This window comes from Congregibacter litoralis KT71 (assembly GCF_000153125.2).
Taxonomy (GTDB): domain Bacteria; phylum Pseudomonadota; class Gammaproteobacteria; order Pseudomonadales; family Halieaceae; genus Congregibacter; species Congregibacter litoralis.
This window is the reverse complement of record NZ_CM002299.1, coordinates 3,700,009-3,714,797: the sequence shown is the minus strand read 5'-3', so window position 1 is coordinate 3,714,797 and position 14,789 is coordinate 3,700,009. Positions and strand designations below refer to the sequence as shown.

Annotated in this window: 15 protein-coding genes, 1 pseudogene and 1 riboswitch; of the genes and pseudogenes, 15 read left to right on the top strand and 1 reads right to left on the bottom strand. The window is 52.4% G+C overall.

From position 1 onward, the window contains the following. Positions 1-716 precede the first annotated feature (716 nt). Positions 717-826, top strand: a riboswitch (SAM-I-IV-variant riboswitch). A gap of 2 nt (positions 827-828) precedes the next feature. The 5 genes from KT71_RS16855 (at position 829) to KT71_RS16835 (ending at position 3,907) form a co-directional block, all read left to right on the top strand. Then, a complete protein-coding gene (locus KT71_RS16855) occupies positions 829-1,041 on the top strand; it encodes a hypothetical protein (protein WP_023660262.1) in 213 nt (70 codons plus the stop codon). A gap of 762 nt (positions 1,042-1,803) precedes the next feature. Next, complete coding sequence (locus tag KT71_RS16845) at positions 1,804-2,151, top strand: hypothetical protein (protein ID WP_202962370.1); 348 nt, start codon at positions 1,804-1,806, stop codon at positions 2,149-2,151. A 98-nt stretch (positions 2,152-2,249) separates the two neighbouring features. Further along, positions 2,250-2,408 carry a hypothetical protein gene (locus KT71_RS20810; RefSeq protein WP_023660259.1) on the top strand — a complete coding sequence of 53 codons (159 nt, stop codon included), beginning with the start codon at positions 2,250-2,252 and terminating at the stop codon, positions 2,406-2,408. Between the two features lie 237 nt (positions 2,409-2,645). Then, positions 2,646-3,353 (top strand): hypothetical protein, encoded by a 708-nt coding sequence (locus tag KT71_RS16840; RefSeq protein WP_008294139.1) that lies wholly within the window; start codon positions 2,646-2,648, stop codon positions 3,351-3,353. Then, the gene (locus tag KT71_RS16835) at positions 3,350-3,907 is read left to right on the top strand and encodes a hypothetical protein (RefSeq protein WP_008294140.1); all 558 of its coding nucleotides are present in this window, start codon (positions 3,350-3,352) and stop codon (positions 3,905-3,907) included. Before KT71_RS16840 ends, KT71_RS16835 begins: the two co-directional genes overlap by 4 nt. Positions 3,908-3,948: 41 nt before the next feature. On the opposite strand, the gene KT71_RS16830 is transcribed toward KT71_RS16835, so the two are convergent. Next, complete coding sequence (locus tag KT71_RS16830; protein WP_008294141.1) at positions 3,949-4,599, bottom strand: HEPN domain-containing protein; 651 nt, start codon at positions 4,597-4,599, stop codon at positions 3,949-3,951. 103 nt (positions 4,600-4,702) lie between these two features. Here KT71_RS16830 and KT71_RS16825 point away from each other — a divergent pair, with 103 nt between their 5' ends. From KT71_RS16825 to KT71_RS16785, 10 genes and pseudogenes are all read left to right on the top strand, one after another. Further along, on the top strand, positions 4,703-4,960 hold the full coding sequence (locus KT71_RS16825) for a hypothetical protein (RefSeq protein ID WP_008294142.1): 258 nt from the start codon (positions 4,703-4,705) through the stop codon (positions 4,958-4,960). A gap of 184 nt (positions 4,961-5,144) precedes the next feature. Continuing rightward, positions 5,145-6,131 (top strand): ARPP-1 family domain-containing protein, encoded by a 987-nt coding sequence (locus KT71_RS16820; protein ID WP_008294143.1) that lies wholly within the window; start codon positions 5,145-5,147, stop codon positions 6,129-6,131. 49 nt (positions 6,132-6,180) lie between these two features. Continuing rightward, positions 6,181-6,642 carry a hypothetical protein gene (locus KT71_RS16815; RefSeq protein ID WP_008294144.1) on the top strand — a complete coding sequence of 154 codons (462 nt, stop codon included), beginning with the start codon at positions 6,181-6,183 and terminating at the stop codon, positions 6,640-6,642. 51 nt (positions 6,643-6,693) lie between these two features. Then, positions 6,694-6,960 (top strand): hypothetical protein, encoded by a 267-nt coding sequence (locus tag KT71_RS16810; protein ID WP_023660257.1) that lies wholly within the window; start codon positions 6,694-6,696, stop codon positions 6,958-6,960. A gap of 308 nt (positions 6,961-7,268) precedes the next feature. Beyond that, positions 7,269-7,937 carry a PD-(D/E)XK nuclease family protein gene (locus tag KT71_RS16805; RefSeq protein WP_238549436.1) on the top strand — a complete coding sequence of 223 codons (669 nt, stop codon included), beginning with the start codon at positions 7,269-7,271 and terminating at the stop codon, positions 7,935-7,937. Next, positions 7,931-8,887, top strand: a complete 957-nt coding sequence (locus tag KT71_RS16800; protein WP_008294149.1) for an ADP-ribosylglycohydrolase family protein — start codon at positions 7,931-7,933, stop codon at positions 8,885-8,887. The genes KT71_RS16805 and KT71_RS16800 overlap by 7 nt, the downstream gene beginning before the upstream one ends. Before the next feature lie 116 nt (positions 8,888-9,003). After that, on the top strand, positions 9,004-9,462 hold the full coding sequence (locus KT71_RS16795; protein WP_008294150.1) for a phosphatase domain-containing protein: 459 nt from the start codon (positions 9,004-9,006) through the stop codon (positions 9,460-9,462). Positions 9,463-9,874: 412 nt separating this feature from the next. Then, positions 9,875-10,183: pseudogene (locus KT71_RS21460) on the top strand (DUF262 domain-containing protein); the annotation flags it as partial. A 567-nt stretch (positions 10,184-10,750) separates the two neighbouring features. Further along, the gene (locus KT71_RS16790) at positions 10,751-12,421 is read left to right on the top strand and encodes a hypothetical protein (protein WP_008294151.1); all 1,671 of its coding nucleotides are present in this window, start codon (positions 10,751-10,753) and stop codon (positions 12,419-12,421) included. 281 nt (positions 12,422-12,702) lie between these two features. After that, on the top strand, positions 12,703-14,556 hold the full coding sequence (locus tag KT71_RS16785) for an ATP-dependent nuclease (protein WP_008294152.1): 1,854 nt from the start codon (positions 12,703-12,705) through the stop codon (positions 14,554-14,556). The last annotated feature ends 233 nt before the right edge of the window (positions 14,557-14,789 follow it).

The following is a 14,789-nucleotide window of genomic DNA, read 5'->3' as shown; positions in this document are numbered from 1 at the left end:
TCTCGGTACATTACTTATCAGTGATACTCTTAGCATGAAGGCAAGAATACGCTGAAGTTGCGTATCAGGGATGGAGGGTGATTTAAACAAAGCTCTCGTTGGGGGTTGCGCTATCTTAGATAGGGATAACTTGATGGTCGAGTGGGAGAATGTGGTGGTGAAGCTCTGTTCAAAGAACAGAGTCGAAATATTTATCAATGAGAGGCAGCTGGGAACCTTCGAGCTTCATCAGACTGAGTTACTGGATGACCGAACAAAGAAACTTAGCAAGGCTGGTGCAGTTCTACTGCAGTTAGCGTCTAAGCCTCGTTATTCCCGAAGAGGTGGCATGAAGCCTACCATTGCCGATAAGAACGTTATAAGTAAGCTGAGAATAGCCCTGAAAGCATTTGTTGGGTGCTCTTCAGATCCTTTTCACCCACTTTCCTATGCGAATGGATGGGTGGCTAAGTTTCGAGTAGAGGACCATTTAAAGGGATAAAGTCACAGACGACTGCTACGGCTCCGTCCGCTAGCTATGCACATTGGTATGGATTGCGGTCCGAAGTTAACCACTGCACAGGCCTCACGCGGATTCATGTAAGAAGCTCGCGTTTGGCACGCCCTCATTGGTTTTATAGTTGGGTTGCAAAATTGCTTTAGACTGAAATTTTGTGATCGAGATCAGTCCTTAAGTCCGTGAGGGTTTACTTTTCCCCGTAAAACTGTAACTCTCCCGACTGCATCAAGAGGGGCATAGCCCCACCAACCGCCCACTCCGGGAACGGTGGTCCAAATGATGCGCCAATGGCTCTGCATTGCAGACATGGAACATAAAGGAGACCTGCCATGAATACCCCTTTGCCTGTTGTTATTGCTCAATCACCCTTCAGTGATGACGAGCTGCAGTCCTTAAAAGCCTTTTACGCAGGGGAGCGTGTTCGCTCCATCCGCAAGCGTTTGCCCAATCCATGGCCGTTGATCGCTCGGCACCGTGCTCTTGCGCATAGTGAATTCGCCATTGTGATGGACGCGCCCGCTGCATTGGTTTGTGAGTTATGAGGCGTCGTGATTTTCTTAGGGGTAGCGCTTTCTCTCTCGCCGCCCCCTCTGTCGTGTGTTCAGAGCAGTCGACAGATGGACCGCTGTATACACCGCCAAAGGATCGGTTTGTCACTGTTCAGATGACGCCCGATGACGATGACCCGCGTTGGGAGTTCTACCCAAAATATAGGGTGCTTTGGGCGGACGTTGATTTGCAGACGGGTCACTACGATTTGTTGGAAGCAGATGATCCTATGTATGCCTGGCCCCTAGCGAACTGGTGGTGCAACGAAATCGAATTCGATGACTCCGAATGGGATGGTATCGGTGCGCCATCTGGAGTTCTTGATGGGTACCCTTGGAAGGAATGTTACGGACGCATATTTTTCTTGGCGCCCGGCATGCGCGGCATCATCCCGCGGTACGTGAAGGCCCCAAGATCTTGGGATATCTTTCACGGGTTGGTGCCGAGATATAACCGAGACCGACGGGATGACCTTAGTATCAAGTGGGTCAACGTTGACCTTCTCACAGGTCATTATGTCGAATGCGCCCCGGACGATCGTATTTACGACGTGTATACAACCTGGGATGTCTGGGCATGAGGTGCTTTGTGGGATGCTATGAAGGCTGCTCATCATGAACAGTCGCATTTCGAAGCCACTTTTGGGCTTACTGCGATCGCGATTTGAGTTGGATTGGCACGGTATTCACGGAGTTCGTCACTGGGCACGAGTCAGACGCAATGGGTTGCTACTTGCGCAGAGCACCGGAGCCGACGTGGCTGTCGTGGAGTACTTCGCGTTTGTTCACGATGTGGCTCGCGTCAATGACGACTATGACCCATGGCATGGCGAGCGGGCCGCAGAGTTTGCTTTTTCGCTATGTCCGCAAACTATTGACTTGAAACGATCTCAGCTGAAAAAACTGACCGATGCGTGTAGAGAGCATAGCGAGGGGTATACAGAAGCCGACATCACGGTGATGACTTGCTGGGATGCAGATCGACTCGATCTTGGGCGTGTTGGAATCAGGCCCAACCCTGAATACCTCTGTACCTCAGCCGCTAAAGATCCTGGCGTATTGGAAGCGGCCTACCGGCGATCGCTGCCGGACTATCACGTTTAGAAAAACGCACTAACTCGCATGGCATCTGACCCTAACTCCAGAGGTTTAGCGGCCGTAAGTGCATTGGCGCGGTGCTGAAACGAGTAAAGGGTAATTTTATGCAGAATCAAACAGAAGATGACAGGGCGCAGATCGTCGATCCGTGGGTGAAGCAGGCCGACAATCGACTGCGGAGTCCAGAAAGTGCGCAGTTGATTACAGCTATCTCCTTTAAGTCCAACGGGATCGTCGAGATGACTTTTCTTTCCAATGGATGAATGTGGAGCTGCTGATTTTCTAAATGGCTGAATGCCTCAGATGACCCTGTTTATGACTTCGAGTTAGCGAATGGTTTGTACCGTACTCAACGCTCAACGATTCACAACATTGAAGTACAGCCGCCGATTTAAGCACCAACTTGCGGGCGGGATAAAAATGCAGCTAAAGCGGCTGATCTGGCTCCTGATCCCCGAGCTGATTTATGCCGATTATCCTTGGGGAGTAGGAGATTTGACATGTCTAAAGAGAATCACGCGTTCGAAGTCGTGTACGTTGACCCGTGGGTCAAGCGTCATGGGGCGGCAGTCCCCCGGGGCGCTTTACTGGTCTGTGTATACAGCCTCAATTTGGGGGTCGCCTCCGTTAACGAGGCGCTATATGTAAGACAACTCGGTGATCATGCCGAACTCTGGCTTGCGCACCCCGACGCCCTCGATTTTGAGCCGGCATCGCCAGCAACCCTGCCGGTGTCCTGTAGGCAGGGCCTGACAGTGCGGGCGCTTTGTTCCACCAACACAGATGACGTTGCGCAGAACCTATTCATTACGTTGGTACGTTCCCGCTGGGGGCATGCTTGGCCCGGCAGGTTGTATCTGGCGGGTGTGTTTTCAGAACAAGTTTATGAGGAGACCGTTGCAGGGCTGGAGCGAGAGGGCGATGCGATGGCTATTCAGGCGTCTGCTAAGGAAACCTCGGTGGTGCGCGCTGCCCGGGAGCTACGTCTGCAGCCTGAACCCACAGGCACCGCCCCAACTGCGTGGCGGGCCCGTTGTCCGGAGACAAACCATTCGCTCTACATCAGCACGGCGTCCAACTCTTTTGGTTGCGGCTACTGCCGTCGTAAGGGCGGAGAAGACGAACTGCGCACCTTTGTAGATGAAAGGAGGGGACGGGGTAGAGCGTCGGAGGACGCTGGCAAAGGCTGTGAGGGTGAGACGCCATGATCTCACGACGACAGTTCCTTCTCGGCACCGCGACAGGGTTTGTGTTGCCACGATTCTTTGAACGGGCATTGAGTGTATTCGAAAATCACGGCGAGGCGCTGCTTCAGGCATCGACAGAGGCGCATACGACGGTCATTGCGTCCCGTGACTTCACCGACAATTTCACGCTTTACCTGGGTAACCCGTCCGAGGAGCCGCCGGAGATGACGCTACGGGAGTTTGTCGAGCGCTATTCTTTTGAGCCGGTTGAAGAGGCGTTGGCGGAATGGGCGGACACTGGCATCGAGCCTGATGACACGCTGGATTGGTCTACCGTTTGCGACGCTTGGTGTCTGCATGACAGCCCTAATGCCCGTGCGTATGAGTTGCTGTGTGATCTGGATCTAGGTCCAAATTCATCAATCGATTCACCGATAGGAGAGGTGAGGTTTATTAATGGTCCATGCCCAGGCAACGACTACAAAGGTGTTGAGTTACCGACGGCACTGGATGTCAGCCTGTTGCAGCATCGACTGAACCGCCTTCAGACGGGCGTGAGAATAGTTATGGGCTAGCGGTCAGTGCGAGGGCGACAAAGTATCAGCACCTGGACATGCTAGCTCTCAACCACGGGATAGCACGCATCCCCCCACAAAGTATTCGGGTGCTCCATCATTACCAATATCATCGTGGGCACTAGTTCACCCAGAAACTTTGAGCAGTCCCGCAGCTGATCGCGATTAATGCTGCCGTTCCAGGTGGCGCCGCCGTGCATTAATTGGTTCCGCAGTGTGTAGAGTCGAGTCAATACAATGCTCAAAACCGTAGCCGTGTCACTACGTGCCAGTGCTCTATGAGCACCTGACTTTGATTCGACGAAGCGTGTTTCCCAGTCAGAAGCTGATTCATCCCCATGGTGCGCATCCCAGAAGGGCTGGAACACATACTTATTGTCGAGCAGCACTCGCACGGTGCCGCTATAGGTGTCCCAAAGGAGTTGATGAAGCCTGTTGCTAGTGTCGAGTTCTACAAGTTTCGCCAGAAAGAGACCAAAACGCTCTCGCTCCGTGCCGCCATGCAGTGACCCCAATTCCTGAGCATAGGCGCCATTGAAGGCTATCCACAAAAAGATAAACCGCCCGTCCGCATCGTCGCACTGCTCTGACCGTTCAAGCCAGCTAAGGGCTCGGTGGACCCGAAGACTCAGATTGTTGGGCCAGCTATCGCGTTCCTGCCGGTGACGGGCCTTGAGTGTCGTGTAATCCATGTCTCGTCCCGATCGATAGTTTGCAGGTCGATAACAAGTATGCCCCAACTAAAAGCAGGCGTGCACGTGTGTGTAGCCAATAACGATCAAAGGAGAGCATCGTATGTTTCGACACATTAAAGGTGGTGAGCGCAAGCAACCGCAGTTCATTGGTGAGGCGCGTCGTCAGTTGTCCGACACCTATTTTCTGCTTCGAGAGGTTTTCCCGTCTGATATGCCTCCTGCGGTTCTGCGTGACCAGTTACTCACCCTGGCGGAAGAGGTGTGTGGGACGGCGGAGGCTGATTGCGATCTCGTGACAAATGTCTGGGCGTCAAGTTCTGAGTCAGTTGATGACGCTCCCCGCCGGCATCGGCGGTAAGCGCTTGCACCCCCAAGCCTGATTGACGGATGTTTCTGTGATCGATAACACACTCTTTGGTCACTTTTTCAAAAAACACGCGTAGTGAGGCGACATGTGAATCCATACACGATGGCGCTTATTTTTTTTCGGTCTAGGATTGATTCCCCTGCTCAAACGAGTGGAAAGAATATGGTGGGACCCTATGACAGTATTTCAAGAAACGCTTCAGCACATCAGTGTGGGGCAGGTACAACGATCAGGACGGCTGAGTGTGTTTCCGCTGCTGTCGTCGGTTTCTACGATCGCGGATTACACGCTGCTCGACAGTGCGCAGGCCGAGGGCCTGGCGACCGTATCGGAGATCTCCGAGGGCGGGAGTGTGCCGGAGTTGCTGCTCGATAACGCCAGTGAGCTGTCACTGTTTTTGCTTGATGGCGAAGAACTGCTCGGCGCCAAGCAGAACCGCATTGTGAACCTGTCGTTGCTCGTGCCGGGCGGTACCAAGCAAACCATTCCCGTGAGTTGTGTGGAAGCGGGACGCTGGAATTATGACAGTGAGGCCTTCAAGAGTTCGGACCGCACGTTTTTTGCCAGCGGCCGCGCCAGAAAGTCGGCCGATGTCACAGGGCATATGGGTACCAGCGGCTCCCGACGAACAGATCAGGGTGCGGTTTGGGATGACGTGTCGTTTGCACTGAGTGATTTCAAAGTGGCGTCTGAGACAAGCGCGGTATCGGCCCTGTACGACAGCCAGTCAGGGTCGCTTGATGAGTTTGAGCAAGCGTTTGCTATTACCGAGGGTCAGGTGGGTGCGGTCTTTGCCATTGATGGAGAAGTTCGCGGTATGGAGCTCTTTGATGCGACCAGCACCTGGCAGGCACTCATGCCCAAGGTGCTGCGAAGCTATGCCATCGATGCGCTGCGCGCTGACAGGCTGGATGCGCCAGCGGGTGATTCCGCTGACGCCCAACCCGAGTTGGCTGCACGTGAGTTTCTGGACCGCGTGGCGTCGGCGCATGTTGAGCGGTTCGAAGCCTTGGGCGAGGGCAGTGACTTACGGGTCGTGGAAGACAGTCTCAGCGGCGGTGGGCTGTTCGCCAAAGATCGGATTGTGCACTTATGCGCGTTTGCGATGGATACGGGCAGTTCCACCCGACAGCGGCAGCAAACTATGGAACTGGATTTCTGACAATCGGTAAATGTATTGATCGACGATGATATTCACGAGGAAACGACAAATGACGATGAACAACGATATACGCCAGGAAGTGTTAGTTACCCTGGTACTCACGGCGCTTCTGGCGGCCAGTACAGTTGGTGCCCAAACGGAGCTTGGCAACCTGAGCGCCAATCCCTTTGATCCAGATTCCGTGAGTAACCCTTACGGTGCGGGAAGTCCTTACAAGGCTGACGGCATTGCCAACCCGTACGGTCGCTATGGGAGCCCTTACAGCAATCAGTCGGCCACCAACCCGTATGCAACGGATGCGCCCAAGTTGTATGACAGCAGTGGCAACTACCGCGGCAAGTTGAGCACGAATCCTTACGATGCCGATTCAGTAAGCAACCCCTATGGGCGCTACGGCAGTCCCTATTCAGCAGACTCTATTAACAATCCCTATGGCGCCGGTAACCCTTTCTCGCCCGATAGTCCGACCAATCCCTTTGGGCAGGGGTTAAAGATCATTGGCGAGCAATAGTTTTGGGTTGCGCAGCCGTGAAGCTATGAGCAACAACAGAGGGAGAAAGTGATGCCAGTACAAAGTCCTGACCTGATCGAGTGGAACCGGGAAGCCAGCGAATTCTTGTGTCTCTCTGCCTGCGATCAGGAACTTTACATCGCTGCAGTCAACGCGGGGGCTAACCCGGAAGCCGTGCTTGCTCTGCTCACGAACGAGTGTTCGCTGGAGGCCTTGTCGCAATTGGCCGACCTCGACCTGGCCGCATTCTTGATGGCGCTGCCAAGCGACACGATTGAACTGGCCGGCGAGCTTGCCTGCAGCGTGTTTGGATTTTAGGGAGTGGCTATCGACAAGCGGGTTCGGGCACAAAATTTAAGAGCATCCCTTGGCGGCGCTAGAGGGCGCGCCCACTGGATAGCAGACGATAGGGCGTTACCACCGCTCATCGGCATGCTCCCACGGGTTTCGCTTGAGCTAGCCAGTAACATTCGCCCGCTTAATTTTTACAAATTGGGAGAGGCGTGATGCCGCGGCACCGCGGGGCTTTTGACCCCAACAATCCAGAGCCCTACGAGCTCTCACGGTCGAAGCTGGAGTCGTTCATACGATGTCCGGGCTGCTTTTGGCTTGAGAAGGCCGGTGGCGTGAAGTTTCCGAGCATGCCGCCGTTTAACATCAACTCCAACACGGATCGGTTGCTTAAACGGGACTTTGATAGCGTTCGAGGATTTGGTCCTCACCCGTTTATGGTTCATCACGGCTTGGACAACCTGAAGCCATTTGAACACCCCGATCTTGAACGTTGGATGAGTTCGCTTCACTTCGGGTCGGGCGACGACTACTTCAGCGTCGTCCACGACGAAACGAATATCCGCTTTGGCGGTGGCATCGACGATATCTGGGAGCATGTGACCACGGGACAGCTTCACATCGTCGATTACAAAAGCACCTCCAATCAGTCAAAGGATCCAAAGCCAGTGTCTCTGGCCGGAAAATGGAAGGAGGGGTATAAGCGCCAGATAGAGATGTACCAGTGGATCCTGCGACGTAAAGGATTCGACGTGTCAGACACGGCCTATTTTGTATACGTCGATGGCCTGCATGTGGGTATGAGTGGGATGCTGGAAGAGAATCCGCGCTATGCATCGATGCGATTCGCTACATCGTTATTGGTGTATGTGGGTGACGACAGCTGGGTCGAAGATACCTTGACGGAAGCCAAATTCATTCTGGAAGGCTCGGAATGTCCAGATCACGATGTTGACTGCGAGTACTGGCCTTTTATCTCGCAGGTATACGATTGCCTGTGCTAATAAGCGTCGATATCAAAGACCGTGGTCTGGGCGCGTTACTGGGACTCGCGGTGGGCGATGCGCTGGGGACAACCCTGGAATTTAAGTCGCCGGGTACCTTCGAGCCCATCAGCGACATGATGGGCGGTGGGCCTTTCGGTCTTAAGCCAGGGCAATGGACTGACGACACGTCGATGGCGCTGTGCCTTGCAGCGAGTCTGATTGAGAGTGAAGGCTTTGATGCTACCGATCAGATGCAGCGGTACTGTCGTTGGTGGCACGAAGGATATCTAAGCAGCACCGGAACCTGTTTTGATATTGGCAACACCGTACTCGGCGCGCTTTTTAAGTTTGAGCAGACGGGGGATCCTATGGCGGGGTCTGTAGATCCACAAACCGCTGGCAATGGCAGTTTGATGCGCTTAGCGCCAATACCACTGTTCTATGCGAACTCCCCCTCGGCGGCGATTGAACGCGCAGCGCAGATGTCTCGTACCACCCATGGCGCGGATGAAGCCGTTGATGCCTGCCGTTATTACACGGGACTAATTGTGGGTGCCCTCAATGGACAATCAAAAGATGCCTTGTGCGGTAGCTATTGGCATCCCTCAAAGGATTTCTGGGACCCGGCCGACCTCGCAAGCAAGGTCGCTGAAGTGGCAGGAGGCTCCTTCAAGCGCAAACCCGCCGGCTCCATCCGTGGGACAGGCTACGTTGTCGATGCCATCGAAGCGGCGCTTTGGGCTTTTTGGAGCACCACAAACTTTCGAGATGGAGCCTTGGCCGCTGTGAATCTTGGAGACGATGCTGATACGACCGGTGCTATTTATGGACAATTGGCAGGAGCCCACTACGGATGTGCGGGTATTCCTCTGGAATGGGTAGAACGACTGCATGCGTGCGAGCACCTGACTGAACTAGCCGAGAGGCTACTTGTGGCTGGGGAGATGCATAGGTCGCTATCACTATGACGCGTCTGTCTGCTAGATCGAGTCTGAGTGATCCATTAGTCATCGCGGCTGTGCAAACCCCCATAGGCGGAAGGCTCGGGCTCACGTTCTGCCCGGGAAAGTGTGACCCCAATGCCATGACCGGCGCCTGGGCTCGCGACCTTGATCAAGACTTGCAGGCGATCTGCGACTGGGGCGCATGCGGGTTGATCACATTGATGGAAACCGATGAACTGGTTTCTCTGGGCGTGCCGGACCTTGGGGGGCGTTCTAATGCTCATAGTCTGAGCTGGTGGCATATGCCGATTGTTGATGTTTCGATACCAACGAAAGAATTTGAGATGATTTGGCATGAATCCTGGTGGCAGATGGTTAATTTATTGAGCGCTGAAGAAAATCTTGTCATTCACTGCCGGGGCGGTTTAGGCAGAACAGGTTTAGTCGCGGCACGCATTCTTGTCGACCTCGGACTGTCACCCGATGTGGCAATAAAACGGGTGCGTTCGGCGCGGCCAGGGGCGATAGAAACAACCGAGCAAAAACGCTATGTCCTTGATAAAGTCTGGGATCGATTTACTACGATTGCACATGATTGAAGGTTGTATTGGGGGCTCGATGAGAAAATCAAATGCAGAGTACGAATTAAGAAATTGTTCTTGGGGGTTTAAGTGCGAGCAAACATGGGATTCGCTCATAGTTACCGATAGCTCGGTCGAAAAATACTGTAGTAAGTGTGATCGCTCGGTGCATTTGTGTGACACGCTGGATGATTTGGCCATCACCGTGGCCAATAATCAGTGTGCCGCGTTTCCTTCGGGTTTTGTTGACCCTACGGAAGGCAAGGCGATGGTGGTCGGGAATGTGGAGTCTGGGATGTACCTACACGTAAAGCCAACCTAGTGGTTCTGAGCGCTTCTTGCGCGAGACAAATCAAAGTGTCATTCCGATGTTGCGTCGGTGAGGGGATCAATGAGTTTCACACATACAGCCGACTGGCAGTGAGGCGCTATGAGTCTCGATATCGAACCTAGTTGGTGGTCGTGGGCTGACGTCGTTCGCCGGTCAGATCAGCTGGGCGTGCCCAATTTTCAGCGAGGTGCTGTCTGGAGCGCGGGCAATCGCACTGCTCTTTTGGAGTCGGTTTATGAGCAGTCTCCCTGCGGTTCGTTTGTGTTGTGGGTGCCAGACGAGGTTTCGGAAGACCCTCGCAGTCATGGCGTCCCAATCAGAGAGTTCGCGTTGGAAAAGCAACCTATGTGGCTTGTGGATGGCCAGCAACGTACGCGCGCATTGCTGGATACGTTCCAGCAAATTATCGCATCTTCTTATGTAGCAGAGGGCATGGTACTCACCCGTCTTGCGGACCTAGAGGCTTTGCGGTCAATAGGACCCGAAATGCCTGACCATACTAGTCGGGGATCTAACGATGAGATCAGTGTCGAAGAGCCTACGGGTATATGGCTGGCTGTTCTTCCAGCGTTGCGCGAGTTTGACAAGGAGCGGCCATACTTTGGGCGTCACAGTGAGGCTCAAAACATTCGGCGTGGGTCGGTTTTTAGGAGACTTACGCCTCTGGCGCGCACCCGCATTGACTCGAAGGGCCAAAGTCGGCCCGTACCGCCTAGTCCCTTGGGATCAATTCCACTTGCGGCCTTGCTCTCTCCTTCGAGCGTACTTAGCCCGGGTGACGAAAAAATCCGAGCCTTATCTGCGTTACGAAGATTCTCTGTTGACTCGCTACCAGTGTTGGACGAGTTGCTGCCATGGGGGCCTCACTTCGTTACCGGTCATGCTTTCGACGGTGGAGTAGAGGCCGGAAAGTCATCATCGCCATTGCGTTGGGCCGATGTCTTTTCTCGCAGAGATGAATGGTTAGTCCGAGAAATGATCGATTTGCTCACGGGACTGTTTGAGCCCGAATGGCTTTCCGTGTTTATGCGGTTCCGTGGAATGTTCACAGGCAATCGCTTTGCGGTTGGATGGCTCCCGCCGAGTAATGTGAGTGTGGCGATTGATGCCTACGTCCGAATTAATCGTGCAGGGATACGAGTGCGCGCCGAAGAGCGAGCTCTCGCGGTGCTTTCCCGGGCGCGCCCCAATCTTCTGGATGACCTGGCTAAATTTTCAAAGGACAGAGACGGAGGGGAGGAACATCCGGATCAAAGGGCTCTGTTGACGCACGACTCCGAAAAGCAGATGGGATTCGGGTTGTGGATGGCAACATTGACTCGCTACACCGCTCTGGCACTTTTGGGAGATTACTGTCGCAAATGGCTAGGTACCTCGCCGATCGACAAGGAAACGTTCGTTTACCGGCTGGATCGAGTTGGTCCACGAGAATCAGAGACCGGTAAGGCAACCTGGGCGAAGCCGGACTACGACGACCCCGCCGAGCTGATTCAGGAGGCGGCTGCGAAGACTTCGGCGGCGCTGCTTCTTCTTGACCGTGCATTATCCGAGCACCTAGGATTCGACCACCGAATGGCGAGACCAGCTCCACGGTTCCTCCTGCCTCTCATTGACCTTTTTTATCGTATTCCTGCGACTCATCTGAAAAGGCTGTCAGAAGACTGTTCATTTCTTGAAGCCGTCGGACAGTTGCTGCATTGGACTATGTTAGGCCCCTATATTGATCAGCCTGATCTGGAGCAATTGATTGTCGAAGTGCATGGTATTGATGAGGAGCGCGCACGGGAGCGTGCCGCGCCTATTGGCGACTGGGGTCCCCATGCTTCAGGTATCGATGCTGCTCTGCGCGATGCTTTCCAGAGGTATCAAAAATGCTTGATAAAAATCTGGGGCGGTTCACGTTCTTCTGGTCATGAGCAGGTAGACATAGGCGCCAAAGAATTAGAGGGCAAAACACTTGTCGACATCTTAAATCAACTGGCACTTGATTCTTTCTGGCGCGAAATCAACAGCGCCAGATCACTACAGCATCCGGCGGTGGGGTGGGTTTACGCCATAGAGCGACGAGGGCGTGCTCGAGAATTTTCTTGGCATGCCCAGTCCGAAGGCTACATTCAGTCTAGCGCGGCGTGTGGAGTGCCCCCCGCGACGGCGTCCGATCGAAGGGAGGAGTTGCTGAAAAGCTGGAGCGGAGACTTGAGAGCTAGCCTGTACCCAGAAAAACAGCACATTGTGCCGTTTGCAGTTGCTCGACAGGTTGTAGGAAAAGGTGGCTCAAGGTCTACGGCTTCCGCGTCTAACGCAATTGGAAATTTGACCTGGTTGAGTCGCCGTCAGAATGGCTTGGATGCACTCTCTGATAGATGGGCAGTCATGGATAGGGAAACGGACGCCGAGAATCTGCAGGCGCGTGGCTTTCTTGCCAAAACAGTTGAGGGCAGTAGTTCTAGCGATGTGCTTGAGCTTTACGAAGATCTACGAGAAATCATGAGTGCCGAATCGTGGCGTGACAATCAGACTGACGCGCTTGGGCTCTACAGCGCGTTCTGTGATAGCAGGCTTTTCTGGCTGCATAGTCAGATGCAGGGCTGGCTGGAATCGCCGGTCAGTACCGAGGCCGGCAATTGGCTTGGCGTTAGCATGTAATCCCCCCCCCCCACACCCAAAAAAGCAATCGAGGTTTTGAGTAGAGGTTTTTATCATGAAGTCACGAGCAGCGGCGTCTGTATGAAGAAGTTTCGATTTACCGCCAGAAAGACCCTGACGTTGCATCAGTGGTGCTATTAGTGAAAATATAGCCCAAGAATTGAGGTCGCTGGGGCGGCTCCTTGTGCATGCGGATATTGGTGCGGCAACGTTGCTTTACGGTCTCCTGTTCAAGACGTGCTTATTGAGTCATCCGAAAACGGAGTTGCCTTCTAAATCACATGCGAATAACAAATCTGAAGATAAAGAACTACAGATCTATTGAGTCACTGAATACAAGGCTTGATAGCCTGACCATGCTATGTGGGCCAAATGGTTCAGGGAAATCCAATATTCTGAAAGCGATTACTCTCGCTTTCAGTGATATTTCATTAGATAAAAGGGTCGTTGGGCAATTCGTTAGAGATAACATAACTAAATCCAAGCTAAATAGTTCCGCTTCTATTCAGGTGGAACTATGGTTTTCGGACGCACCGATATCGGTTTTAGCAATCGCGCAAGAGACCAAAGTCAAGCCGATCGTATACAAGTTTAAGCTGACAAAAAGCGGGAATGTCACTCGCAAACTAGGACGCATTGAGCTAGATGACGAGTCCTTCAAAAAACTTTCCGAAAAATTCTCCATCGTATACATACCTACGATAAGAGATTTAGAAAATGATGGCTTACGGCCATTTTTGGAGCTCTTTAAAAAAACGATACAAACCGCCCGCGGTGGTAGAGAGCTAACCAGGCACCTTACGGATATTAAAACGACTCTATCGAAGAAGGCCGCATTAATACTTGGGGAGCAAAAGGCGGTTGTGCAAAATATACTCAACGCTCGGGCAATAGAGCTAAGCACCGCAGAGATCGAATTGGACGATCTCTACGACAACCTGAAACTGCAAATCAAAGACAGCTCCAGAAATACGTTACCAATGGAGTATCTGGGGACAGGGCATCAGAGCGCTGTAATTATTAACCTTTACAAACAGTTTGGCGAAAACTCACCAGGTCAAACAACTTATCTTTTCGAAGAACCTGATGCGCATCTGCACCCGCCCACTATTCGGGCAATTGGCTCGCAACTGGATCAAATATCAATCAGTTCTCAAGTGGTTGTTTCCACGCATTCACCTATTCTGCTGAGCCAACTTGGACTGGAAAAAGCGCTCCATCTCAAGATTGATAACAATACAGGAACCAAAGTTGCCGATTCGAATTTGTCTGGCCTTTCTCAAACACAGTTAAATCACCGTTTATTAAAGTACGGCCTTAGGGTGACAGAGGCTCTGTTCTCCAAACTGGTTGTCATAGTCGAGGGCGGGACAGATGCAATTGTAGTTGGGCGTTTGATTGAGATTAGATCAGGGAAATCATCAGACCAAATGGACTTGTTGTTAGTGCCTGCAACTGGAAAAGAAAACATCGTAGACATTGCTGAAATATTGCAGAAACTTGGCGTAAAGTGGATTGCGATTTTCGATTTTGATGCGGCTCTCACTACAAGCTCTGTGCCAATTACCCTAGGAGGGATGGGTTTCCCCGAAGTTGTTGATGCTCTAGATGCAATCGATAATATCCTCGCGGATATTGACACTCATCAAAAGCGGGGTCGAAAAGCAAGAACCCAGTTTGAGTTAATAAAGAAGGAACTTGAGGACGGAATTCCGAAATCCGAGTTTTACGACAACTCCACGTTGCAAGACATGATGGAGAGAGTGCATAAAATATCGGGTCGAAGCGCAGCAGCACTAAAATCGGCGATACGTAATGGAAGGATACAAGTTATTCGACAGATTTTAAGCGCTAGAGGCATATGGTTGATAAGGCCAGACTTGGAGTACACACTGGTCGGGAGAAACAACGGAAATCTGCCAGTTATTGATCCTATTCTTAGGCGGTTTAACAAACTTAATGCGCTACCGGGTTCTCCTGGCTATGAAAGAGCTGTTGTAAACAGTCTCCACAGTTTATCGAGTGCCCCTGAAATTTTAGTTGACGTGGTTGATGCTGTAGATTCAAACGGGGGGTTCAGCAGGACAGACATCAACTTGGCGGTAAAACAAATATTGAAGATAGCCAGATTATGAAAGGCTATTTATCCAAAGAGGCAGGGTGCTTACGAGGACCCGATCAATCCTTTCTTCGGTGCCATGTTTATCATGACTTATCCTCACAAAAGTGCGTCATCTTCTTAAATCTATCGCGATCCGGATAAGGCGGAGGACGTCAGATGTTCGCAGTGATTTTGGGATTCTTAAGTTTTTTTTACCGGCATTTTTAAGCGGGTCGCGAGACCGTTAGTATGATCACGTCGGATCTC